A 20581-nucleotide genomic window follows, 5' to 3' on the forward strand; every position below is an offset into this window, starting at 1 on the left:
AGCCGCGGCCATCATCCTGATGGCCGGTGGTTGCCTGATGCCAACGCGCGCTGGCGCGCTGGCCCCATCCACCCTCGGGACATGCGCATGAAACTGATCTCCGCCATCATCCGGCCGTTCAAGCTCGACGAGGTCCGCGAGGCCCTCTCCGACGCAGGCGTGTCGGGCATCACCGTGACCGAAGTGAAAGGCTTCGGCCGCCAGAAGGGCCACACCGAGCTGTATCGCGGCGCCGAGTACGTCGTCGACTTCCTGCCCAAGATCAAGATCGAAACCGTGGTCACCGACGAGCGTGCCGATGCGGTGATCGAGGCGATCCAGTCGTCGGCCGGCACCGGCAAGATCGGTGACGGCAAGATCTTCGTCACCGCCGTCGAACAGGTCATCCGCATCCGCACCGGCGAGATCGGTGCCGACGCGCTGTAATCCCCCTTCCGGAGATTCCCCCATGAAGATGCGCCTTCTCACCGGGTGGCAAGCCCGGTTCCATATCGTGTGCCTGTTGATGCTGCTCAGCGCGCTGGCCGCCGGGGCATGGCCGGGCAGTGCCCACGCCCAGGCCCAGGTGTCACCGCTGCCCAGCGAAACCGTTGCGGTTGAGTCGTTGCAGGACCCGGCTGCGGCGGCCGCCGCACCTGCGGTGGCCGAAGCGGCTGCCGCCTATGACCGCGGCGACGTCGCGTGGATGCTCACTTCCACCTTGCTGGTGCTGTTGATGGTGGTGCCCGGGCTGGCGCTGTTCTATGGCGGCCTGGTGCGTTCGAAGAACGTGCTGTCGGTGCTCAGCCAGATCCTGGTGGTGTTCTCGCTGGTGCTGCTGCTGTGGGTGGCGTATGGCTACAGCGCGGTGTTCAGCGCCGGCAATCCGTTCTTCGGCTCGTTCACCGAATTCGCCTTCCTCAAGGGCTTCACCCCCGACTCGGTCGGCAACACGCCGATCAAGGGCCTGCCGGACTACCTGTTCGTGGCCTTCCAGTCGACCTTCGCCGGCATCACCACCGCGCTGATCGTCGGCGCCTTCGCCGAACGCATCAAGTTCCGCGCGGTACTGCTGTTCTCGGCGCTGTGGTTCACCCTCAGCTACATCCCGATGGCGCACATCGTCTGGGGTGGTGGCTACCTGGGTGAACTGGGTGCGATCGATTTCGCCGGCGGCACCGTGGTCCACATCAATGCGGGCGTGGCCGGCCTGGTCGCCGCATGGTTCGTTGGCAAACGCTTGGGCTACGGCCAGACCGCATTGAAGCCGCACAACGTGCCGTTCACTTATATCGGCGCGATGCTGCTGTGGGTGGGCTGGTTCGGCTTCAATGCCGGCTCCGCTGCTGCGGCCGATACCGTGGCTTCGCTGGCCTTCCTCAACACCGTGCTGGCCACCGCCGCTGCCGTGCTTGGCTGGACGCTGGTGGAAGCGATCGGCAAGGGCAAGCCGTCGGCACTGGGCGCCGCCTCGGGTGCGGTGGCCGGCCTGGTTGGCATCACCCCGGCCTGCGGAACGGTCGGTCCGCTTGGCGCGATCGTGATCGGTTTCGTCGCCGGCGTGGTCTGCGTGTGGGGTGTGACCGGTCTCAAGCGCCTGCTGAAGGTGGATGACACCGCCGACGTGTTCGGCGTGCACGGTGTCGGCGGCATCGTCGGTGCCATCCTCACTGGTGTGTTCAGCGCACAGTCGCTGGGCGGCACCAAGGCCGATCTGGATATCGCCCATCAGGTGTGGGTGCAGGTGGTCAGCGTCGGCCTCACCGTGCTGTGGTCGGCGGTGGTGACCACGCTGATCCTGCTGGTGGTGCGCAGCGTGGTCGGCCTGCGTGTCACCGAGGAAGCAGAGCGCACCGGCCTGGATGTGACCTCGCACGGCGAGTCCGCCTACGAGGCCTGAGGTATCGGCGAGCGGCCCTGCGGGGCCGCCTGCCGCCGCCACTGTGGGTGCCGACCGTTGGTCGGCACTTCTACTGCTCTGGTAGGTGCCAAGCTTGCTTGGCACTGTCGGCGACTCAGCCACGCATGGCGTGGCTCTACCGTTCCTGCTTCAATGGCTGTCTGCAGGTGTGCGTGTTCGCCACCAACGACTTCGATGGACTACAGAACGGAGCAGGTGTGATCCAGGCGACTTCCGCAGCAGTGATGGAAGACATCGAATGGTATGTCTACCTGCTGACCCTGGGCGACTACAGTCCGCATGCGTTTGTGGACGGCGTGGCTGGCGCAGCAGATCGAGAACGCTGGAGCTTTGCCGTGGAGCTCACCTATCGCTGCCTTTCCTCCGGTCTGTGGCGGCTGACCTACCACGACCTGCTGGCAGATCTGGGGTTTCCCAGCATCGATGCCTTCTGCCAAAAGCTCTCGGTTGTCCGTCCGGATCAGCTTTCCGACGAGGGGCAGGTTCTTTGGCTGGATACCTACATGGAAGCGACGGAGCTGTGCCTGGATCTGGTCTCGCGTTACCTGCGTTCGCAGTCGAGCGATGAGACGACCTTTCATCCAGGATTCTACGATGAGATCGAACGGATGTTCTCCGACGCCGGAGTACCCTGGAGCCGTGGGCCGGCATTTCCCATCGGCTGAAGCACTTCCACGTGTGAACGATTGCTCGCAGAAGACGCCTTTTTCCTTCAAGCTATGCTCTGGATCAAGGTGTCCTGTCCCGTTGCCATCGTGAGTGCCCGGTCCCGTAGCGCACTGGAAGGTCCGCCAGAAGTCGACGGGCTCCATGCGAATGCCGTAATGGAACCTGTCGTGATTGAAGGCCAGCGCACGCGGGGAAGCTACTTTGCATTGATTGTCGAAACCTGCGTCGACTGTGTCGGCGAATCATGCTCCGAGTTCGAGAGGTTCGAGCGGGATGATCCCGTGAGACCTGATCTCGCAGGGCAGTATCGCGCGTTTGCGAAGCTGGCTCTGGGTGGCGGGAAAGTGGGCTCGTGGCATATTTTCAGGATTGGCGGATTCGGTGCCGCACTGATCGTCAGTGGGGAAGTGAAGTCACGCCTTGAGTGGGCTGGCGTGACTGACGTGATCTTCGAGCAGGTCGGGTAGACCGGAAGTGGGACAGGGGTTTCCGTTGCGGCAGCAGGGAATGGGTTTCGAATGACTATCCAGGCAGTTCTCTTTCCCTACTGGACCGGCGATTGCCACGTTCCATCCAGCGAAGAGAAGATCGGTGACGCGCCGGTGGTACACCATGGGCAGGGACGGGGTGTCGGTGAAATCGCAGCGTGGCTGGATGGAGACTTCGGTCATCTCGGGCGCGGAAGCGAACTGCGGACCCGCAGTGCCTTTGCTGCGCCCACAAACGGTGACGAGGGCAGCGCATGCGTCCACTATGGAGAGGGACATGCTGTCCTGCGGGCGGCCGATTTCTTCCTGGTGCATTCGCGATGGAACTCTCAGGACGTTGTCTTGTTGACGCGACCCCAGATACTGGCTGTGCTTGAGGGCTATGCAGTGTTTCGAAGTATGAATCCGCGGAAGAAGCATCGTCCGCCCATGCCGTTCGCGATCGAGTACGAGGCCGAGGATGAAGAGGCGATCCGATTGTTCACCCAGGTTGGGGGCTGCTTCGAACCGGAGATGGATACTGGACCGGAGTACTGAATGACAGCTGCGTGGCTCCGGCACCCTGATGTTCCCGCGCATGTGCGCTGCACGAAGGAGCGACATGGCGGGCATGAGTAGCGGATCGTGGAAGTCTGCTCCAGGCAGCATGTGCATCGGTCATTGATCGGTACAGGTTCGATCAACCCGAATGGGGACGAAAATGAGTGTCGCAGGTAGACGGGCCTTGTTTCTATCAAGCGCCAGTGCACTGGCCTGGCTTTTCCTGCTCGCCCTTTGGGGGGCGGTCACTTTCAATCGGAACACCGACAACTCCCTCGGAATCTACGAGCTGTCCACTGTGCCAGGTGTAGAAGCGCTCTTCTGGGTCTGCTTCTTCGGGCAGCCCATGCTGACCGTGGTGATGTTCATCCGGATGGCGTTGCGGCACCGCTCCGCGTTCTGCGAGATCCCACTCGCGATCGCGGTCTGGGGCCTGTTCCTGTACAACCTGTCGTTCTTTCGAAGTTGAGCGGCACGCCGGCGTTGGCCTGACCAGGTCGTGCTGTCCCTGTGTGGACAGCACGACCACCGGTGACGTCCGCGCCCGTGCAGCACAACCTGCTTGCCACCTGGGTGCCATCACCCAGCCAGAACGCGCGCACGCCGGTCATCATCGTCATCCACCACACCGAGCAGAAATCGGTGCAGCAGCGCCTGCGTACTCTGCGTACTGCGGGCAACGGTGGACCGGTCAGTCGAGCTGGGCATCAACACCGATGCGACGGCGGCATACCGTGCGCTGGAGGCCATGCCTGATGCCAACCAGCAAGCAGGTTGCCGCGGATGTGCAGGCCTATCAGAGCAACAAGGCAACCCAGACGTACTACGACGGCCTGTCAACGGAACAGAAGAAGGCGTTCAACACGTTCAGCGCGGAACAACGCGATGCGGTACTGACCCCAAACAGCCCGGACTGCGACAATGCGAAGAAGTGGGGCACGGGCGGCGAGTACAACCGTGCACTGAACGCAGTGACGACGGTGCTGGTGGGTGGTGTGGCGGGGCGGGGCGCGGGCCAGGTCGCGTCCAATGCGCTGGCGCCTTATGCCGCTTACTTCATCGGCAGCAAGCTGGACCCGAACCACGGCAGCGATCCCAATGCGACTCTGCAATTGCTGTCGCATGCGGTGTTGGGTGCGCTGCTGGCGGAAGCCAATGGTGGCAATGCGGGAACCGGAGCGGTGTCCGCGGCCGGCGGCGAGTTGGCCGCGAAGGTACTGACCAATACGTTGACCGGCGGAGACCCCTCCAAGCTGAGCCCAGAGCAGAAGGAGATGGTGCTGGCGCTGTCGCAGGCGGTGGGTGCGCTGGCGGGTGGGCTGTCGGGACAGGATCTGGCCGGGATCGCGTTGATTGCGGGGATTGCCAAGAACTCGGTTGAGAACAACTGGCTGAGCAGGCAGGAAATCGCACTCATGGAGTCCGAGCGGGCCGCGTGTGGTGGAAAGGGAGGCGATGTCCAAGCCTGCAAGGACTCTGTGACACGTGCGTATGACGAGCTCACGGAACTCAGGTATGGGTTCAGATTAGAAAAGGGGCGGAAGTTAATGGCTGGATAAATAAGAATCCGCTGCCTTATCATCAGGAATATGGATTTTCATCGCCCGTAAAGCCAGTTCAAAAGAAGGTCACGAAATGAGTGCTAGTGATGTGAAAGATGTCGGAAGAATTTCCGTCCGGGCTGCATATGTGTTGATGTGCGTGTTTCTTCAAAAATATATGAAGAGGGGTGGTGGGCAGGACACTCTTGTTGATCTGTTATCTTCGGGAGGGTCATTTCTATGGGCGAATGGCGTGCCCAATGATCCGGCAATGTGGGATGACTGGCGTGATGCATTTGCAGAGGTTGCCACCGCGGGGAGTGCTCTCAATTCTGAATTTTGTAGCGCACAAATTAATTCGTCGGGCGAGTGCTTGACGTTGCCAGATGCGTTCTCGGTAATGATGGTATTCCTTGAGGCGATTTTTGATCGATCTGGTGAGGATCTTCCGCTGTTCGAAGTTATTGTTCGTCTCATGTCGCCTTTAAGTGATTCCGGTTGTCTGAATGATTCCTCTGTCTGGGCTGAGTGGATGGAGTCGGTTGGAAAGGTGAGGGCATAGGGTTCTGGGCGTTTGAGTTCTTATGGGTGCTGTCCCTTGAGCTTACGTGTCCACGGTGTTGGAATGGATTGACCGCATGGCCGAGTCCGTTTCGTGCACTTAGCTGGATGGCGAGTCGATAACGGTTGGCGACTGGCGTGCAGAATGCGTCCTCCAGGGTGAGGTTGTTGGAGTTGCGTAATCCGCGTGGATCGGAAAAATTAATTGAGATGATGCCTGGACTCCTTCCAGTTCTCGATTGAGCGTTCTTCTGGTTTTGATGAATTTCGTTCGGATCTGTCAGATTCTTTGGGTATTCCGCAATCGATTGTTTTCGACTCTGACTAATATTGGGATCATGCGGAAGCTAAAGATTCGGTGGGGGTATGGGTTATGCATGATGACGGTTCGTTCAAAAATATCGTCAACGTCTACAGTGGATTGAATGTAGGTGATGAGGAACTTGGGCGTTTGGCTATTCGGATTGGAGTTTGAGATTTGGGCATGAGGCGGGGGGCGTTATTGAGTTTTTTGCATGACAGCTCCCCAGTTCTCCAGCGATCAGCACGAAGCGAAGAACCATGGCTGCAGTCCATGGTTACAATCCGCCCATGATCAGCCCCCGCCTCCTGGCTCCCACACTGCTGGCCCTGGCCCTTTCGGCCTGCACCGCCACCGCGCCCGTGCAGCACAACCCGCTCGCCACCTGGGTGCCATCACCCAATCAGAACGCGCGCACGCCGGTCATCATCGTCATCCACCACACCGAGCAGAAATCGGTGCAGCAGAGCCTGCGTACGCTGCGCACCGCCAATAGCGGCGGGCCGGTCAGTGCGCATTACCTGATCGGCGCCGATGGCCATCGCTACCAGCTGGTGGCCGATGAGCGCCGCGCCTGGCACGCAGGGGCCGGGCGCTGGGGCACCATCACCGATCTCAATTCAGCCTCGATCGGCATCGAGCTCGACAACGATGGCCGCAGCCCGTTCAGTGCGGCGCAGATCGAATCGCTGATCGTGCTGCTGCGCGATCTCACCACCCGTCTGAACATTCCGCCGCGGCAGGTGATCGGCCATGCCGACCTGGCGCCAACGCGCAAGCAGGATCCGAGCCGCTTCTTCCCCTGGCAGCAGCTGGCCGAGGCCGGATTCGGCGTCTGGCCGCGCGCGGCCGACGGTGCCGCACCGGAAGGCTTCGATGCGTGGAACGCGCTGGCCCGCTTCGGCTATCCGCTGGACAACCGCGAAGCCACCGTCGCCGCGTTCCACCGCCGCTTCCGTGGCCGCGACGACCTGCCGAAGACGCTGGATGCCGAAGACGCGCGCATCCTGCACTCGCTGCTGCTGCAGATGCCGTGACCACGCGCATGAACGCTTGACCCCACGCTGGGTTGCCGCCCAGCGGCCGGCCCGCCACCATGGCGGCATGATCGATTCCGCCACCTTCTTCAAGCGCAGGCACTGCATCCTGCTGGCAGCGGCCGCGCTCGCCGGCTGCTCCACCACCGCTCCCCGCACCGGATCCGAAGTGCCGACGCCGGTCACGCCGCCTGCGGCCACCTATGCCAAGGCGGCATGGAGCGCACTGCCGCCGGTCTCCGACAGCGATCTGCAGGCCGGCTTTGTTGCCTGGCGCAGCAGCTGCACCCGCCTGAAGACCGATGCGGTCTGGGCCAGGTCCTGCGCCACCGCAGCGGCGGTTTCAGACAAGGACGCGGCCGCGATCCGCCAGTTCCTGCAGCGCGACCTCGATGTCTACGCGCTGCGCGCCGGGGGCCACCAGGCCGATGGCCTGATCACCGGCTACTACGAACCGATCTACGCCGGCAGCCTCACCCGCACGGCCACCGCGACGGTGCCGGTGTACGGCACGCCCGATGACCTGGTCGTGGTGCAGCTGGACAGCCTCTACCCCGAGTTGAAGGGCAAGCGGCTGCGCGGCCGTGTCGACGGCAAGGTGCTCAAGCCGTATGACGACGCCGGCACGATTGCCAGCAAAGGGGCCAAGGCGCCAGTCTTGGCCTGGCTGACCGATCCGATGGACCTGCAACTGCTGCAGATCCAGGGGTCCGGCCGGGTGCGCCTGGCTGACGGCACGCAGGTACGGTTGGCCTATGCGGAACAGAATGGCCACCCCTACCGCGCCATCGGGCGCTGGCTGGTCGACCAGGGCCAACTGAAGAAGGAAGACGTCACCATGGACGCGATCCGTGCCTGGGCCCGGGCCAACCCCGCGCGCGTGCCGGAACTGCTGCGCAGCAACCCCAGCTACGTGTTCTTCGTGCGCAACCCGGACAGCCCGGAAGGCCCGCGTGGCTCGTTGAACGTGCCACTCACCGCCGGTTACAGCGTGGCCGTGGATCGCACCGTGGTGCCGCTGGGCAGCCTGCTGTGGCTGTCCACCACCCGCCCGGACGGCACGCCCGTGGTGCGCCCGGTGGCTGCGCAGGACACCGGCGGCGCCATTGCCGGCGAAGTGCGCGCGGACCTGTACTGGGGCAGTGGCGATGCCGCCGGCAAGCTGGCCGGTGACATGAAGCAGAAGGGCAACATCTGGATGCTGTGGCCGAAGGGCGTAGCGCTGCCGCAGTAGGTGGCAGGGATCTGCCCCCCGGATGCCTGATAATGGCGCCATTCCGAACTTTCCGGCCGCACCTGCGGCCAGGACCCCTGCAATGACCTACGCAAAGCACAACGCAAGATCCGGCGCGAAATCCGCCGCCAAGAAGTACTACAAGCACTGGGCCGAATCGGGCCTGGGCAAGGGCAACGTGCTGATGGAAGCGCGAGGCGAGAAGATCGTGCGCCAGGTGGAAATCTACGGCACCAAGATGGTCTGGGCCGACGAGCATGCCCACAGCGATGACCGCTTCCTGCTGGCCGACCAGCCGGTGTCGTTCCTCGATTTCGACGAGGACGACGAGATCTCCGCGCGCGAATTCGAAAGCGCATGGAAGAAAGCCCGGGAAGCCACCGGCTACCCGGTGTAACGCTGCCCACCCGGGTTCGGGTCCCTTTCCGAAGGGAAAGGGCTCTGACCCCGGGCCAAGGCTCAGGCAGCCGCGTTGTAGGGTTCTATCCGGGCAAGCACGTCGGCCAGCTTTTCCTTGGTCATCGCGGCATCGAAGTCGGCCTGCAGGCCGATCCAGAACTTGTCCGAGACGCCGAAGTAACGGGACAGGCGCAGCCCGGTGTCCGCAGTGACTGCGCGATCCCCGGAGACAATCTCGCCGATCCGGCGTTGTGAGACGCCAATTGCCTTGGCCAGCCGGTATTGGGTGATACCCAAAGGCTCCAGGAATTCATGCAACAGGATCTCGCCGGGAGCGGGGTAGGGGACGGTTCGCACTCGCACGACTCCTTCAGTGGTAATCGACAATTTCGACCTCGGCAGGACCTTCCCGGGACCAGACAAAGCACAGCCGGAACCGGTCATTGATGCGGATGCTGTACTGGCCGCGCCGGTCCCCATGCAGCGACTCCAGTCTGTTCGCTGGCGGCAGACGCAGATCCCGCAGATCGGCTGCCACATTGAGCATGGCCAGCTTTCGCAGCGCGGCAGCTTCAATGTGGCGCCATCTCTGCACGCGATGGCCATCAAACAGTGCCTGCGTACGTTTGCAGGCAAATGATTGGATCGGCATGTTGGTAACGTGTGGCGATAGTATCGTAATGCGTAAGTATCACCTCGGCAAGCATGCGGCGTAATTCCTGGGCGCGACGGCTGACGACGCATTCGATGCGATCTGATGCTGGACCCGCGTTTTGCACTACATTGGTGCAATGTCCGACCCCGCACCCCCGCCGTCCCTCGATGCCTTGGGCACGCCGCTGGCCTGGGCCGGCGCCGATGGCTGCATTGCCGGCTGCAATCCGGCCTTCGCCCGCTGGCTGGGCGTCAGCGCGCGACGCCTGCTGGGTCGGCCCTTGGCCGCACTGGAAGTGCAGGGCGAGGCACTGGCCCATTTCCTGGCCCGTGATGAGCGCGACAGCCTGCGCCTGAACCGGCTGGCGCTGGCCGTGCCCGGCGAGGCGCCGCGCTTCGCCGAGGGCTGGATGAGCCGCCGCGACGATGGCGGCTGGTTGCTGGAGGCGCACCCGGTCGATGAATTCCCTGGGCTCGATCCCACCCAGGCCCTGCCCAGCGCGCTCAGCGCGGCGCTGAAGGGGCTGGCCCACGAGCTGCGCAACCCGCTGGCCGGTCTGAAGGGCGCGGCGCAGCTGCTGGCCCGTCGCGCGGCCCAGCGCGATGCCAGTGAACGCGAGCTGATCGAGCTGATCGGCTCGGAGATCGAGCGCCTCAACGGTCTGCTCGACCAGCTGCTGTCGCCGGCCCCGGCCGCGCCGCATGCCGAACTGAACATCCATGCCGCGCTGGAGCGCGTGCTGCGCCTGGCCGAGAACGAGGCCGGCTGGGCGGTACGCCTGCAGCGCGACTACGACCCCAGCATTCCCGAATTCCACGGCGACGCCGACCGCCTCACCCAGGCGGTATGGAACCTGGTGCGCAACGCGATCCAGGCCGGCGCCGGCAGCATCACCCTGCGCACCCGCGTGGAGCATGGCGTGCGCATCGCCGAACAGCTGCACACGCTGGCGCTGCGCCTGGAGATCGCCGACGACGGCCGGGGCGTGCCGGAGGAACTGGCCGAACACCTGTTCCTGCCGCTGGTCAGTGGCCGCGCCGAAGGTACTGGCCTGGGCTTGGCGCTGGCCCAGCAGGTGGCGCGCGAGCATCGCGGCACGCTGACCTACCGCTCGCGCCCGGGCCATACCGTGTTCACCCTGCTGCTGCCGATCGGCAATGGCGCCGCCCCGGCCGAGGAGGCCCCGCGCGATGTCTGACTTCTCCACCGCCGCACAGCGCATCTGGGTGGTCGACGATGACCGCGCCGTGCGCTTCGTGCTGTGCACCGCGCTGCGCGAAGCGGGCTACCAGGTCGTTGATTTCGACAGCGCCGCCCCGGCGTTGCAGGCGCTGGGCGAGGGGCCGCCGCCGGCCCTGCTGTTCACCGACGTGCGCATGCCGGGCGACGACGGCCTGGTGCTGCTGGACAAGCTCAAGGCTGCGCTGCCGCAGCTGCCGGTGGTGGTGATGTCGGCCTACACCGATGTGGCCAGCACCGCCGGCGCGTTCCGCGGCGGCGCGCATGAGTTCCTGTCCAAGCCATTCGACCTGGACGATGCGGTGGCGCTGGCGCAGCGCGTGCTGCCGGCGGTGGCACCGGCCATGGCAACGCCCACGCCCGCCGCCGAAACCCCGAGCGACCAGCCACCGCAACTGGTGGGCGATACCCCGCCGATGCGCGCGCTGTTCCGTGCCATCGGTCGCCTGGCACAGGCGCCGCTGGCGGTGCTGATCACCGGCGAGACCGGCACCGGCAAGGAGCTGGTGGCCAATGCGCTGCATCGCGAATCGCCGCGTGCGCAGGGTCCGTTCGTCGCGCTCAATACCGCGGCGATTCCCGCCGAACTGCTGGAAAGCGAGTTGTTCGGCCACGAAGCCGGCGCCTTCACCGGTGCGCAGCGCCGCCACATCGGCCGCTTCGAGCAGGCCAACGGCGGCACGCTGTTCCTGGATGAGATCGGCGACATGCCGCTGCCGCTGCAGACCCGCCTGTTGCGCGTGTTGGCGCAGGGCGAGTTCTTCCGTGTCGGTGGCCGCGAGCTGATCCGCGTCGATGTACGCGTGGTCGCCGCCACCCACCAGGACCTGGAAGGCCTGGTCGCACAAGGAAAGTTCCGTGCCGATCTGCTGCACCGCCTGGACGTGGTGCGCCTGCAGCTGCCACCGCTGCGCGAGCGCCGCGAGGACATCGCGCAGCTGGCCAGCACCTTCCTGGCCGCCGCCGCGCGCAAGCTGGATACACCGCCGAAACGCCTGACCGCCGCCGCCCTGCAGGCGCTGCGCGAGCATGATTGGCCAGGCAACGTACGCGAGCTGGAAAATGTGTGCTGGCGGATGGCCGCGCTGGCCGCTGCAGACACCATCGGCGTGGCTGATGTCGATACCGCGCTGAACCGTGCACGCGGCCGCCGCACCAGTACCAACGCAGCCGACCCGGGGCAGTGGGAAGCGCTGCTGGCTGAATGGACACGCCGGCAGCTGGCCGAAGGCGTGGAGGGGCTGCACGCGCAGGTGCGCGAGCGGGTCGACCATGCCCTGCTGGAGGCCGCGCTGCAGATCACCCACGGCCGCCGCGCCGAAGCCGCTGCCCGCCTCGGCCTCGGCCGCAATACCCTCACCCGCAAGCTGGGCGCCGGGCGCCGCCGCGGGGGCCATTGAACGGTCCCTGCACGCGATCCTCGCGCCCGCTTGCCGAACCGTTGATCGTTCGTGGACGATGCCGTCCGTAGTGTTACCTGCAAGGAGTCTTCGATGCGTCTGTCCTTTGCCATCCTGCCGTTGTCCGCCGCCGCGCTGCTGTCTGCCTGTGGCAGTGCACCGAAGAAGGCCGAGCCCACCCCGCCGCCGCCGAGCGTGGTCAGCGCCGCGAAGCAGGCCGAGGCCAATCTGTCGCCGGCTTCGGCCAGCATCGTCAGTGGCCGCATCGCGCTGATGGTGGAGCCGGGTGGCGTCCACATCACCGGCCTGATCGGTGGCCTGCAGCCGATGCAGCAGGCCGGTTTCCACATCCACGAGCGCGGCGACTGCAGCGCGGTGGATGCCAGCAGCGCCGGCAACCACTTCAACCCCGGTGGCACCGCGCATGGCCGCGCCGGCACCGGCAAGCACCACCTGGGCGACATGGATAACCTGCGTGCCGATGCCCAGGGCCGCGCCAACGTCGATATCCACCTCAAGGGGGTTACCCTTGGCGGAGGCGCCGCCACCGATATCGCCGGACGTGCACTGGTCGTGCATGCCAACGCCGACGACTATCGCAGCCAGCCCGCCGGCAATGCCGGCGTCCGCATCGCCTGTGGCGTGATCCGGGTTGTCCGCTGATCACTGCAGGCTTCATCCAGGGAGAGATTGCATGCGTCTGATCCACAATTCGCTGTTTGTCGCCATCGCCGCGCTGGGCCTGGCGGCCTGCGGCCAGCAGCCTGCCGCGCCGCAGGCTGAAACCCCGCCGGCTGCTCCGGCCGAGGGCGCCACCACCGAACCGGCCGCAACCCCCGCACCGGCAGCTGCACCCGTGGCCGATGCGTCGGCCACCGCCGAACTGGCGCCGACCCAGGGCAGCGAGGCCAAGGGCAGCGTCACCTTCAAGGTGGTCGACGGCAAGGTCCATGTGACCGGCCAGGTCACCGGCCTGAAGCCGGGCAGTGAGCACGGCTTCCACATCCACGAGAAGGGCGACTGCAGCGCGCCGGACGGCATGAGCGCTGGCGGCCACTTCAACCCGGGCCACCAGGATCACGGCAACGTCGCCACCGATCCGCACCACGGCGGCGACATGCCCAACATCAAGGCCGACGACAAGGGCGTGGCCACCATCGATGGCCCAGTATCGAGCAACGTCAACATCGGCAAGGGTGATGACTTCGACATCATCGGCCGCGGCCTGATCGTCCACGCCGACGCGGACGACTACAAGACCCAGCCGACCGGCAATGCCGGCGCGCGCCTGGCGTGTGCGGTGATCCAGAAGGCGCCGTAAGGGCAGTCCTGCTGGAAATGGAAAACGCCGGCGCAAGCCGGCGTTTTTCCTGAGCGGTAGTGCCGGCCGCTGGCCGGCAATCGCAGATCCGAGGGTTGCCGGCCAGCGGCCGGCACTACCATCAGCGCGCCAACAGCTCGCGCGCGTCCTGCCCGGCCTCGCAGTGCACGAACAACACCGGCACGCCGTGCGCTTCCAGCACCGCGGCCATCTGCCGCTGGCGCATCAGGAACTGCTCGTAGATGCCCTTCAGGCGGTCGCAGTCGTTGTTGCCGTGGTTGTAGTGCGCGCACCAGCCGGCCGGATCGAACAGCGCCATGCGCGCCTCGCCATGGGTGTAGCGCAGCAGCGGCTCGGGCGCCGCGTTGAGCCATTCGTCCTCGCCCGGCGCCATGATCGCGGTCTCGATCAGCGGCCACAGCGCGGCCAGGCCCTGGTTGTCGTACTGCATCGACATCATCGCGGCCAGGTCGTTCACGGTGAAATAGCGCGCGTGCTCGATGCGGGCACCGAAGGTGTTCTGCGCCATCAGTGCGGTATCGGCGTGCGCCATGCCGTTGGCCAGCAGGGTTTCTTCCAGCGCATTGGCGACCGCGTTGGTGGTGGCCACATCGCTGCCGGTCAGCAGGAACGGCACCACGCGCAGGCCACCGCCCACCAGGCTGGCATCGGCCTGGAACGGCAGCGGCACGTCGCCGTTGGCATCGGTGCCGAACGCCAGCAGGCGCGGGCCCTGGTTACGGCCTGGCGCACGCATCTGCAGTTCTTCCAGGCGGCGGTGGATCGGCCAGCCCGGGCGCAGTACTTCGGCCGGGTCGAAATGCGCGGCGGCGAACACCAGGTCCAGCTCGGCTACCTGCGGCACCAGCTTGGACAGGTCGCGGCCGACGCGTTCGGCCAGTTCACCGGCCTGTTCGGCGCTGAGTACCGCCTGGCGGGGGATTTCGCCGCCGGCCAGTTCCAGGGCCAGCACGCCAAGGGCATTCATCGCGGGGTCGGGTTTGCTCATGGTTCCACGGTTGGCCCATCACAGGGCGGCAGCTACACTTGGCTCCATTATGCCTGCTCCGTCGTGCAGGCCATGTTGCAGACACCCTCATCCATGCCAGGTATCTCCATGCCCAACGCTCGTCCCGTCGCCATCCTCGGTGGCGTCCGCATTCCGTTCTGCCGCCAGAACACCGCGTATTCGGATGTCGGCAACCTCGGCATGTCGGTCCGTACGCTGGGCGCGCTGGTCGAACGTTTCGGCCTGCATGGCCAGCAGCTCGGTGAAGTGGCGATGGGTGCGGTGATCAAGCACTCCAGCGACTGGAACCTGGGCCGCGAAGCCACGCTGTCCTCCGGCCTGTCGCCGCTGACCCCGGGCATCACCCTGCAACGCGCCTGCGGCACCTCGCTGGACAGCATCATCACCGTGGCCAACAAGATCGCGCTGGGCCAGATCGAATCGGGCATCGGCGGTGGTTCGGACACCACCTCCGACGTGCCGATCGTCTATGGCAAGAAGCTGCGCGCGCGCCTGCTGGCCGCCAACCGTGCCAAGAGCACCGGCGACAAGATCCGCGCGCTCACCGCCGGCTTCAAGTTCTCCGAACTGAAGCCCGAATTCCCGGGCGTGGCCGAGCCGCGCACCGGCAAGAGCATGGGTGACCACTGCGAGGACATGGCCAAGGAATGGAACATCTCGCGCGACTCGCAGGACGAGTGGGCGGTGTCCTCGCACAAGAAGCTGGCCGCGGCCTATGAGCGCGGCTTCTTCAACGACCTGATCGCCCCGTTCCGTGGTGTCGAGCGTGACAACATCCTGCGCCCGGATACCTCGCTGGAAAAGCTGGCCACGCTGAAGCCGGCGTTCGACAAGGTGTCCGGCCGCGGCACGCTGACCGCCGCCAACTCGACGCCACTGACCGACGGTGCCGCCGCGGTGCTGCTGGCCAGCGAAGAGTGGGCACGCGCGCACGGCCACGAGCCGCAGGCCTACCTGCGCGATGCGCACGTGGCGGCGGTGGACTTCGTGCATGGCGAAGGCCTGCTGATGGCTCCGACCATTGCCGTGCCGGAGATGCTCAAGCGCAACGGCCTGACCCTGCAGGACTTCGACATCTACGAGATCCACGAAGCCTTCGCCGCGCAGGTGCTGTGCACGCTGCGTGCGTGGGAGAGCGAGGACTACTGCCGCAACCGCCTGGGCCTGGATGCACCGCTGGGCCGCATCGACCCGGACAAGATCAACCTGCTGGGTTCATCGCTGGCCACCGGCCACCCGTTCGCCGCTACCGGCGCACGCGTGATCGCCACCGCCGCCAAGCAGCTGGCCGAACGCGGCGGCGGCCGCGCACTGGTCTCGATCTGCACCGCCGGCGGCATGGGCGTGGTGGCGATCGTCGAACGCTGATCGCTGCAACAGCACGCCAACCGAGGTTGGCGACTACCGGAAATGCGTGCTGGATCTGCTTTGGTGGATGCCGACCTTGGTCGGCCATGCGATGTCATCGTTCGGAAGATGCCAGAGCGCCAACCGAGGTTGGCGACTACCGGGTTCCACACATGAAAACGCCGCCCATCGGGCGGCTTTTTTTTCTCCGGTGGGTGCCGACCGTTGGTCGGCACACCTCAGCCATGCTTACGGCAACCGCGGGTTGCCGAATTCGTCGCGCTCCTCGTTGGCGTCATACACCGGCGGCTGCACCGCAATCGGTTGCTCTTCCACCGTGGCACGCAGCGGCGTTTCGTTGCCGCGTACCAGCGCCACGCTGTCTTCGCCGCGCTGCAGGCGCAGCGCATTGGCCAGGCACTGCGCGGCCAGTGCGTGCTCGCCACGCTGTGCGAACAGTTCACCCAGCGCTTCCCATGCCGGTGCCCCGGCGCCACTGGCGATTGCCTCATGCAGGAACGCGTCGGCGGCATCCCACTGCTGCTGCGCCAGTGCTACGCGGCCCTGCGCCAGGCGCAGTGCGGGCGAGCTGTCGTGCACGTTGCGCCAGCGCGCAAGGTTGGCCTGGCGCGTGGCCAGGCGCTCGGCGGGAAGGCGACCATACAGCGTCACCAGCTCGTCGTCCCAGCGATGGTCCAGCGCCTGTTCCAGCGCCAGCAATGCAGGCTCATCCCAGTTCAGTGCCACCGCACGGCTGGCATAGGCGCCCACCACGTCCGGCGTCGGCCGCAGTGCCTTCGGCGTGGCTTCCCACTGCGCGGCCAGCGCATTGACGTCGGCCGCTTCCAGCAGCGCCTGCGCTGCCAGGCGTGCTTCCAGTTCGCTGCCGGCGTCGGTCGGCAGCACCTTGCTCTGCCGCAGCGCGCCCAGCTGCCCATAGGCCTCGTGTGCGCGCCCTGCCTGCGCCAGTGCCTCGGTACGCAGCCACAGGCCACGCGGCGGCAGCGGCTGGATCGCGGCCACGTCCAGCGCGTTGATCGCATCCACCGGCAGATCACGCGCCAGCAGCTGTTCTGCACGCAGCAGCGCCTGCAGGGTGGCATCGCTTTCGCCCAGGCGCTGCAGCAGTGCTTCGCCGGCAGGGCCGTCGGCCCGTGCCTGCGCACTGCGCACGGCGTTGGCCAGCGCCACTGCGCTCACTTCGGGGTCTTTGGCGGCGCCGTCCAGCAGCTTCTCCGCACGCTGCCACTGGCCGTGCTCGTAAGCCTGCAGGCCGTCGATCAGGCGCACCCGGCCCTGCTTGCGGCGGTAACGGCCCCAGGCCCGGAACGGTGCGGCGATCAGGCTCCACAGCAGCCACAGAACCAGTACCGCGATCACCGCCAGCAACGCGACCTTCGGCAGGTTGCTGTGGTAGTCATAGCCGCCGTAACGCAGGATCACTTCGCCGAAACGGTTGAGGTCATCGGCGCCGAGCCATTGCGCGGCGACCACGCCGATGGCCACGGCCAGCAACAGCACGACCAGGGATTGCAGGGGTTTCATGCGGGATTACCTCCGGTCGGTCTGGGTGCGCAGTTGCTGCAGGGTGCTGCCAAGAACGGTGTTGCTGGCCTGCAGCGGAAGCTCGCGCAAGGTCTTCAGTTCAGCACGTTGCGCGCGCAGGGCCGGTGAATCCGGCCAGCGCCGCTGCGCCCAATGCTCCACGCGTACCAACGCGGTATCACGGCCAGCGCGGTCGCCGCGCTCGATCGCGGCGCGTGCCAGGGTCAGTTCCAGCTGCAGCGCATCGTCGGCATTGCGGCGTTCGGCAGCCGTCAGCGGGCCGTTCTGGCGGCTTGGGGTGATGTCCACGAACGGTGCCAGCGTGGCCTGCCACCAGGCTCTGGCGGCAGGCGGCGCAGCGTTGCCGGTCACCTGCGAGGGCAGCCCCTGCAAGGCCTTGGCCAATGCATCCAGGCGCTGCAACGACTGCACGCGCGGGCCGGCGCCGAGCGCATCCAGTGCATCGCGTTCCTGCACCAGCGCCTGGCGCAGGTTCAGGCCATCGCTGTCGGGCAGATCGGCCAGCGCAGTGGCGGCCTGGGCATACAGGCGGCGTGCGCCATCCACATCGTCGGCGTAGTTCAGGCGCTGCGCGGCCTGGGTCAGCAGCAACTCGGCCTCGTCGCGCTGCACCGCCTGCCGGCCCTGATTGGCGCTGTCGGCCAGCTTGGCCAGGTTTTCTTCCAGCAGTGCACTGCGCTGGGACAGGCCGAGCATCTCGTCGCGCAGTACGCGGTTGGTGGCGGCCGCGTCCTGCAGGCGCTGGCTGGTTGCGCGCTGGTCGCGGCGCAGCGCATCCAGCGTGGCCTCCAGGCCCTGCAGCTGCACCGCGGTGGTCTGCGCCTGCGCCGCCTGTTCGCTCTGCTGTTGCTGCCAGAAGTACCAGCCCGCATAGCCGCCCGCGCCGAGCACGGCCACACCGGCCAGCGGCAGCAGCCAGCGTGCGAAGCGACGGGGTGGGGAAACGGGCGGAGTGTCGTTCATCGGGCTTCCTTGTCGGCAACGTCGCCGGTGGGGGGACCGGCAGGCCGCGTTGTGCACAGCATCACTGTTGCCGACGACAGCGGCAAGCGTGACCCACGTCCCTGTTCAGGTCGCTGCCGGGACGGTGAGCGTGGCGTGTGCAGCCGCCACCAGCTGTGCGGTGGTGGGGCCGGCCGCGCGCACCACGTGCTGCAGGCCCAGCGCCCGCGCCTGTTCACCCAGGCGATCACTGGCCACCACCGCGGTCGCGTGCGCCTGCAGGCGCTGCTGCAATGCGGTTGGAAGTTGCTGCCAGAAATGCTGCAGCGCTTCGCCGCTGCTGACCGCCAGCACCCACGGAAAGGCTGAATGCGCCAGTCGCGCCAGCGTGCGCGGCGCCAGGCGCAGCAGGCGCCGCTGGTAGACGTCGGCGCGTTCGATGCTGGCACCGGCCGCCTGCAGCTGCGCGGCAATCAGGCCGCGGCCACCGGGCGCGGTCACCAGGCCGATGCGCAGGCCCTGCACGTTTGCCAGTACCGGCAGCGCCAGCAGGCCTTCGCTGTCCATCCGCTGTGGTGCATGCACCTCGGAAATGCCGTGTGCCTGCAGCGCGCGCGCGGTGCCTTCGCCCACCGTCAGCCACGGACTGCGCTGCGCCTCGGCCAGCCGCAGCAGGGAAGCGGCCGCAGCAACCGCAGCCGGGCTGGTGAATACCACGCGATCGCAGTTCAGCGCGCGTTGCAGCTGGCGCACCACGGGCGTGCCGTGCAGGCGCTGCAACCGCCACGGTGAAAGGGCCAGCACATGCCCGCCCAGCCCAGCAACGGCGCGGCGCAGCGCCACATGCTGGCCTTGTGGGCGCAGTGAAATTAGGGTCCAGGCCGCGTCGGAGCCAGCGGCGCCAGTGGGTATCGTATGGTCGGCCATTGCCTGCATTATGCGGGCCCTTCGTTGTCGTGGTCGCTGCTCCGATGTCCGTTGATGCCCTGACTTCCTCGTTGGCCGCCCTGCAGGACGTACTGGACTGCATGCCAGCGGTCCGCGCCATGCAGATCCAGCTCGACGGCTATGCCGATGGCGTGCTGCGCATCACCGCGCCGCTGGCCGCCAACGTCAACGACAAGGGCAACGCCTTCGGTGGCAGCCTGGCCTCGGTACTGACCCTGTCCGGCTGGGCGCTGGTCAGCCTGCGCCTGCGCCTGGCCGGCCACGATGCTGAGGTCTACGTGGCCGACAGCAACCTGCGCTACCTGGCACCGGTCTACGAAGACCTGCATGCCCATGCCGAAGCCGCCGAAGCGAGCGGCTGGGACGCCTTCCTGAATACCTTCCGCCAGCGCCGCAAGGCCCGCATCAGCATCATCGCCACCCAGCCCGGTGCCGACGGCCGCCCGGCCGCCGAGTTCAGCGGTCGCTTCGTTGCCTTCGCCAAAGGGTAGGATGGCAGGCTGACGTTCTGGGGAAACCACCGATGCGCCGCCTCATCCAGTTCCTGATCTGTTCCCTGCTGCTGGCCAGCGCCGTGGCCTCGGCCGACGACCTCAGCCGCAAGCAGCGCAAGCTGCTGGAAGAGACCCAGATCGCCTACGGGGCGACCATCCGCTGGGGCAGCATGGACGATGCCATCGGTTACCTGGACCCGAAGCTGCGCAAGGAAAAGCCGCCGACCGAGTTCGAGCTCAACCGCTACGCGCAGCTGCGTGTGTCGTCCTATCGCGAGCGCAGCAGCGCCTCGCTGGAAGGGGGCGAGGTCGAGCGCCGCGTCGAAATCGGGGTGATCAACCAGAACACCCAGGCCGAGCGCACCGTGGTCGTGGTCGAGCGCTGGCGCTGGGACCCGGAGGCCAAGCGCTGGTGGCAGTCCGCCGGCCTGCCGGACCTGTGGAAGGGGCAGTGACGGGCCGCGTCCGGCTTGTGCGACAATCGGCGCCCGCTTAATCGACCCGTGACCTGAGTGAATTACGAAGAGTTGCTGGCCTTTGCAGGCCGAAACCCGATGCTGTCCGCGGCCCTGGTCGGCCTGACCGTGGCCATCATCGTCACCGAGATCCGCCGCCTGTTCCGGGGCTTCAAGGGCATCAAACCCGCCGAACTGACCCAGCTGATGAACGCGGGCGGCACGGTGGTGGTCGACCTGTCGGCCAGCGGTGACTTCGAGAAGGGCCACATCGCCGGCAGCCGCAACGCCCAGGCCAGTGCCTTCGGCCCGGACAACAAGCTGGTGGCCAATGCCAAACAGTCGCCGGTGGTGCTGGTGTGCCGCAGCGGCAACGCCTCGGAAACCGCCGCCAAGGCGCTGAAGAAGGCCGGTTTCGAAAAGGTCTACGTGCTCGATGGCGGCATTCCCGCCTGGCAGCAGGCCGAGCTGCCGCTGGTCAAGGGCCGCAACTGATTGCCGCAGGTGGCGCATC

General features: G+C 66.2%; 25 protein-coding genes and 1 pseudogene. 20 read left to right on the forward strand and 6 right to left on the reverse strand.

What is annotated here, in order from left to right:
- Window positions 1-87 precede the first annotated feature (87 nt).
- The 12 genes and pseudogenes from VN11_RS00705 to VN11_RS00745 all read left to right on the forward strand — a co-directional run bounded on the left by VN11_RS00705 (window position 88) and on the right by VN11_RS00745 (window position 8668).
- Window positions 88-426: a P-II family nitrogen regulator gene (locus VN11_RS00705; RefSeq protein ID WP_004134334.1), complete on the forward strand. Its 339-nt coding sequence runs from the start codon at window positions 88-90 to the stop codon at window positions 424-426.
- A 22-nt stretch (window positions 427-448) separates the two neighbouring features.
- Window positions 449-1879 carry an ammonium transporter gene (locus VN11_RS00710; RefSeq protein ID WP_053448448.1) on the forward strand — a complete coding sequence of 477 codons (1431 nt, stop codon included), beginning with the start codon at window positions 449-451 and terminating at the stop codon, window positions 1877-1879.
- A gap of 125 nt (window positions 1880-2004) precedes the next feature.
- Complete coding sequence (locus tag VN11_RS00715; protein ID WP_053448449.1) at window positions 2005-2565, forward strand: hypothetical protein; 561 nt, start codon at window positions 2005-2007, stop codon at window positions 2563-2565.
- A gap of 54 nt (window positions 2566-2619) precedes the next feature.
- Window positions 2620-3036 (forward strand): imm11 family protein, encoded by a 417-nt coding sequence (locus tag VN11_RS00720; protein WP_337999997.1) that lies wholly within the window; start codon window positions 2620-2622, stop codon window positions 3034-3036.
- Between the two features lie 51 nt (window positions 3037-3087).
- Window positions 3088-3594, forward strand: coding sequence for a hypothetical protein (locus VN11_RS22080; protein ID WP_075675710.1), 507 nt, complete (start codon window positions 3088-3090; stop codon window positions 3592-3594).
- Window positions 3595-3757: 163 nt separating this feature from the next.
- The gene (locus VN11_RS00725) at window positions 3758-4066 is read left to right on the forward strand and encodes a hypothetical protein (protein WP_139319640.1); all 309 of its coding nucleotides are present in this window, start codon (window positions 3758-3760) and stop codon (window positions 4064-4066) included.
- A 41-nt stretch (window positions 4067-4107) separates the two neighbouring features.
- Window positions 4108-4293, forward strand: a pseudogene (locus VN11_RS22655) (hypothetical protein); the annotation flags it as partial.
- A 59-nt stretch (window positions 4294-4352) separates the two neighbouring features.
- A complete protein-coding gene (locus VN11_RS00730) occupies window positions 4353-5156 on the forward strand; it encodes a VENN motif pre-toxin domain-containing protein (protein ID WP_053448452.1) in 804 nt (267 codons plus the stop codon).
- Between the two features lie 76 nt (window positions 5157-5232).
- Window positions 5233-5700 (forward strand): hypothetical protein, encoded by a 468-nt coding sequence (locus VN11_RS22090; RefSeq protein ID WP_148564910.1) that lies wholly within the window; start codon window positions 5233-5235, stop codon window positions 5698-5700.
- A 590-nt stretch (window positions 5701-6290) separates the two neighbouring features.
- On the forward strand, window positions 6291-7037 hold the full coding sequence (locus VN11_RS00735) for an N-acetylmuramoyl-L-alanine amidase (protein ID WP_148564911.1): 747 nt from the start codon (window positions 6291-6293) through the stop codon (window positions 7035-7037).
- Window positions 7038-7104: 67 nt separating this feature from the next.
- Window positions 7105-8271, forward strand: a complete 1167-nt coding sequence (gene mltA / locus VN11_RS00740; protein WP_053451220.1) for a murein transglycosylase A — start codon at window positions 7105-7107, stop codon at window positions 8269-8271.
- An 82-nt stretch (window positions 8272-8353) separates the two neighbouring features.
- A complete protein-coding gene (locus tag VN11_RS00745) occupies window positions 8354-8668 on the forward strand; it encodes a hypothetical protein (RefSeq protein ID WP_008268793.1) in 315 nt (104 codons plus the stop codon).
- A gap of 62 nt (window positions 8669-8730) precedes the next feature.
- On the opposite strand, the gene VN11_RS00750 is transcribed toward VN11_RS00745, so the two are convergent.
- Both VN11_RS00750 and VN11_RS00755 read right to left on the reverse strand, forming a co-directional pair.
- On the reverse strand, window positions 8731-9027 hold the full coding sequence (locus VN11_RS00750; RefSeq protein ID WP_053448454.1) for a HigA family addiction module antitoxin: 297 nt from the start codon (window positions 9025-9027) through the stop codon (window positions 8731-8733).
- 13 nt (window positions 9028-9040) lie between these two features.
- On the reverse strand, window positions 9041-9322 hold the full coding sequence (locus tag VN11_RS00755) for a type II toxin-antitoxin system RelE/ParE family toxin (protein ID WP_014035516.1): 282 nt from the start codon (window positions 9320-9322) through the stop codon (window positions 9041-9043).
- A gap of 139 nt (window positions 9323-9461) precedes the next feature.
- Between VN11_RS00755 and VN11_RS00760 the strand changes: the two genes are divergently transcribed.
- The 4 genes from VN11_RS00760 to VN11_RS00775 all read left to right on the forward strand — a co-directional run bounded on the left by VN11_RS00760 (window position 9462) and on the right by VN11_RS00775 (window position 13285).
- Window positions 9462-10523, forward strand: coding sequence for a two-component system sensor histidine kinase NtrB (locus VN11_RS00760; protein ID WP_008268783.1), 1062 nt, complete (start codon window positions 9462-9464; stop codon window positions 10521-10523).
- Entirely contained in the window at window positions 10516-11964 is a 1449-nt protein-coding gene (gene ntrC / locus VN11_RS00765; protein WP_053448455.1) for a nitrogen regulation protein NR(I), read from the forward strand. The genes VN11_RS00760 and ntrC overlap by 8 nt, the downstream gene beginning before the upstream one ends.
- A 93-nt stretch (window positions 11965-12057) precedes the next feature.
- The gene (locus VN11_RS00770) at window positions 12058-12627 is read left to right on the forward strand and encodes a superoxide dismutase family protein (RefSeq protein ID WP_053448456.1); all 570 of its coding nucleotides are present in this window, start codon (window positions 12058-12060) and stop codon (window positions 12625-12627) included.
- Window positions 12628-12658: 31 nt separating this feature from the next.
- Window positions 12659-13285, forward strand: a complete 627-nt coding sequence (locus VN11_RS00775; protein WP_053448457.1) for a superoxide dismutase family protein — start codon at window positions 12659-12661, stop codon at window positions 13283-13285.
- 121 nt (window positions 13286-13406) lie between these two features.
- Here VN11_RS00775 and VN11_RS00780 read toward each other — a convergent pair whose 3' ends face one another.
- Window positions 13407-14294, reverse strand: coding sequence for a hypothetical protein (locus VN11_RS00780; protein WP_053448458.1), 888 nt, complete (start codon window positions 14292-14294; stop codon window positions 13407-13409).
- 93 nt (window positions 14295-14387) lie between these two features.
- On the opposite strand from VN11_RS00780, the gene VN11_RS00785 reads away from it, so the two are divergent.
- Window positions 14388-15683, forward strand: coding sequence for an acetyl-CoA C-acetyltransferase (locus VN11_RS00785; protein ID WP_005420942.1), 1296 nt, complete (start codon window positions 14388-14390; stop codon window positions 15681-15683).
- Window positions 15684-15911: 228 nt separating this feature from the next.
- On the opposite strand, the gene VN11_RS00790 is transcribed toward VN11_RS00785, so the two are convergent.
- From VN11_RS00790 to VN11_RS00800, 3 genes are all read right to left on the reverse strand, one after another.
- The gene (locus VN11_RS00790) at window positions 15912-17207 is read right to left on the reverse strand and encodes a heme biosynthesis HemY N-terminal domain-containing protein (RefSeq protein ID WP_053448459.1); all 1296 of its coding nucleotides are present in this window, start codon (window positions 17205-17207) and stop codon (window positions 15912-15914) included.
- 6 nt (window positions 17208-17213) lie between these two features.
- Window positions 17214-18191: a uroporphyrinogen-III C-methyltransferase gene (locus tag VN11_RS00795; RefSeq protein ID WP_053448460.1), complete on the reverse strand. Its 978-nt coding sequence runs from the start codon at window positions 18189-18191 to the stop codon at window positions 17214-17216.
- A 105-nt stretch (window positions 18192-18296) separates the two neighbouring features.
- The gene (locus tag VN11_RS00800; RefSeq protein ID WP_053448461.1) at window positions 18297-19106 is read right to left on the reverse strand and encodes a uroporphyrinogen-III synthase; all 810 of its coding nucleotides are present in this window, start codon (window positions 19104-19106) and stop codon (window positions 18297-18299) included.
- A gap of 35 nt (window positions 19107-19141) precedes the next feature.
- Between VN11_RS00800 and VN11_RS00805 the strand changes: the two genes are divergently transcribed.
- From VN11_RS00805 to VN11_RS00815, 3 genes are read left to right on the forward strand one after another with little or no spacing between them, the layout of a single operon-like run.
- Window positions 19142-19609 carry a YiiD C-terminal domain-containing protein gene (locus VN11_RS00805; protein WP_004153550.1) on the forward strand — a complete coding sequence of 156 codons (468 nt, stop codon included), beginning with the start codon at window positions 19142-19144 and terminating at the stop codon, window positions 19607-19609.
- A 32-nt stretch (window positions 19610-19641) separates the two neighbouring features.
- On the forward strand, window positions 19642-20067 hold the full coding sequence (locus tag VN11_RS00810; RefSeq protein ID WP_004153551.1) for a hypothetical protein: 426 nt from the start codon (window positions 19642-19644) through the stop codon (window positions 20065-20067).
- A 57-nt stretch (window positions 20068-20124) separates the two neighbouring features.
- Entirely contained in the window at window positions 20125-20562 is a 438-nt protein-coding gene (locus tag VN11_RS00815) for a rhodanese-like domain-containing protein (RefSeq protein ID WP_004153552.1), read from the forward strand.
- Window positions 20563-20581: the final 19 nt, after the last annotated feature.

The organism is Stenotrophomonas maltophilia, from assembly GCF_001274595.1.
Taxonomy (GTDB): Bacteria; Pseudomonadota; Gammaproteobacteria; order Xanthomonadales; family Xanthomonadaceae; genus Stenotrophomonas; species Stenotrophomonas forensis.

Bases quoted from the DNA above. Each gene is read 5' to 3' on its own strand.
- VN11_RS00795 (WP_053448460.1), bottom strand. From the start codon at position 18,191: ATGAACGACACTCCGCCCGTTTCCCCACCCCGTCGCTTCGCACGCTGG.
- VN11_RS22090 (WP_148564910.1), top strand. From the start codon at position 5,233: ATGAGTGCTAGTGATGTGAAAGATGTCGGAAGAATTTCCGTCCGGGCT.
- VN11_RS22080 (WP_075675710.1), top strand. From the start codon at position 3,088: ATGACTATCCAGGCAGTTCTCTTTCCCTACTGGACCGGCGATTGCCAC.
- VN11_RS00770 (WP_053448456.1), top strand. From the start codon at position 12,058: ATGCGTCTGTCCTTTGCCATCCTGCCGTTGTCCGCCGCCGCGCTGCTG.
- VN11_RS00745 (WP_008268793.1), top strand. From the start codon at position 8,354: ATGACCTACGCAAAGCACAACGCAAGATCCGGCGCGAAATCCGCCGCC.
- ntrC (WP_053448455.1), top strand. From the start codon at position 10,516: ATGTCTGACTTCTCCACCGCCGCACAGCGCATCTGGGTGGTCGACGAT.
- mltA (WP_053451220.1), top strand. From the start codon at position 7,105: ATGATCGATTCCGCCACCTTCTTCAAGCGCAGGCACTGCATCCTGCTG.
- VN11_RS00780 (WP_053448458.1), bottom strand. From the start codon at position 14,294: ATGAGCAAACCCGACCCCGCGATGAATGCCCTTGGCGTGCTGGCCCTG.
- VN11_RS00775 (WP_053448457.1), top strand. From the start codon at position 12,659: ATGCGTCTGATCCACAATTCGCTGTTTGTCGCCATCGCCGCGCTGGGC.
- VN11_RS00760 (WP_008268783.1), top strand. From the start codon at position 9,462: ATGTCCGACCCCGCACCCCCGCCGTCCCTCGATGCCTTGGGCACGCCG.
- VN11_RS00800 (WP_053448461.1), bottom strand. From the start codon at position 19,106: ATGCAGGCAATGGCCGACCATACGATACCCACTGGCGCCGCTGGCTCC.
- VN11_RS00810 (WP_004153551.1), top strand. From the start codon at position 19,642: ATGCGCCGCCTCATCCAGTTCCTGATCTGTTCCCTGCTGCTGGCCAGC.
- VN11_RS00725 (WP_139319640.1), top strand. From the start codon at position 3,758: ATGAGTGTCGCAGGTAGACGGGCCTTGTTTCTATCAAGCGCCAGTGCA.
- VN11_RS00705 (WP_004134334.1), top strand. From the start codon at position 88: ATGAAACTGATCTCCGCCATCATCCGGCCGTTCAAGCTCGACGAGGTC.
- VN11_RS00710 (WP_053448448.1), top strand. From the start codon at position 449: ATGAAGATGCGCCTTCTCACCGGGTGGCAAGCCCGGTTCCATATCGTG.
- VN11_RS00730 (WP_053448452.1), top strand. From the start codon at position 4,353: ATGCCAACCAGCAAGCAGGTTGCCGCGGATGTGCAGGCCTATCAGAGC.
- VN11_RS00785 (WP_005420942.1), top strand. From the start codon at position 14,388: ATGCCAGGTATCTCCATGCCCAACGCTCGTCCCGTCGCCATCCTCGGT.
- VN11_RS00755 (WP_014035516.1), bottom strand. From the start codon at position 9,322: ATGCCGATCCAATCATTTGCCTGCAAACGTACGCAGGCACTGTTTGAT.
- VN11_RS00715 (WP_053448449.1), top strand. From the start codon at position 2,005: ATGGCGTGGCTCTACCGTTCCTGCTTCAATGGCTGTCTGCAGGTGTGC.
- VN11_RS00805 (WP_004153550.1), top strand. From the start codon at position 19,142: ATGTCCGTTGATGCCCTGACTTCCTCGTTGGCCGCCCTGCAGGACGTA.
- VN11_RS00790 (WP_053448459.1), bottom strand. From the start codon at position 17,207: ATGAAACCCCTGCAATCCCTGGTCGTGCTGTTGCTGGCCGTGGCCATC.
- VN11_RS00720 (WP_337999997.1), top strand. From the start codon at position 2,620: ATGCTCTGGATCAAGGTGTCCTGTCCCGTTGCCATCGTGAGTGCCCGG.
- VN11_RS00735 (WP_148564911.1), top strand. From the start codon at position 6,291: ATGATCAGCCCCCGCCTCCTGGCTCCCACACTGCTGGCCCTGGCCCTT.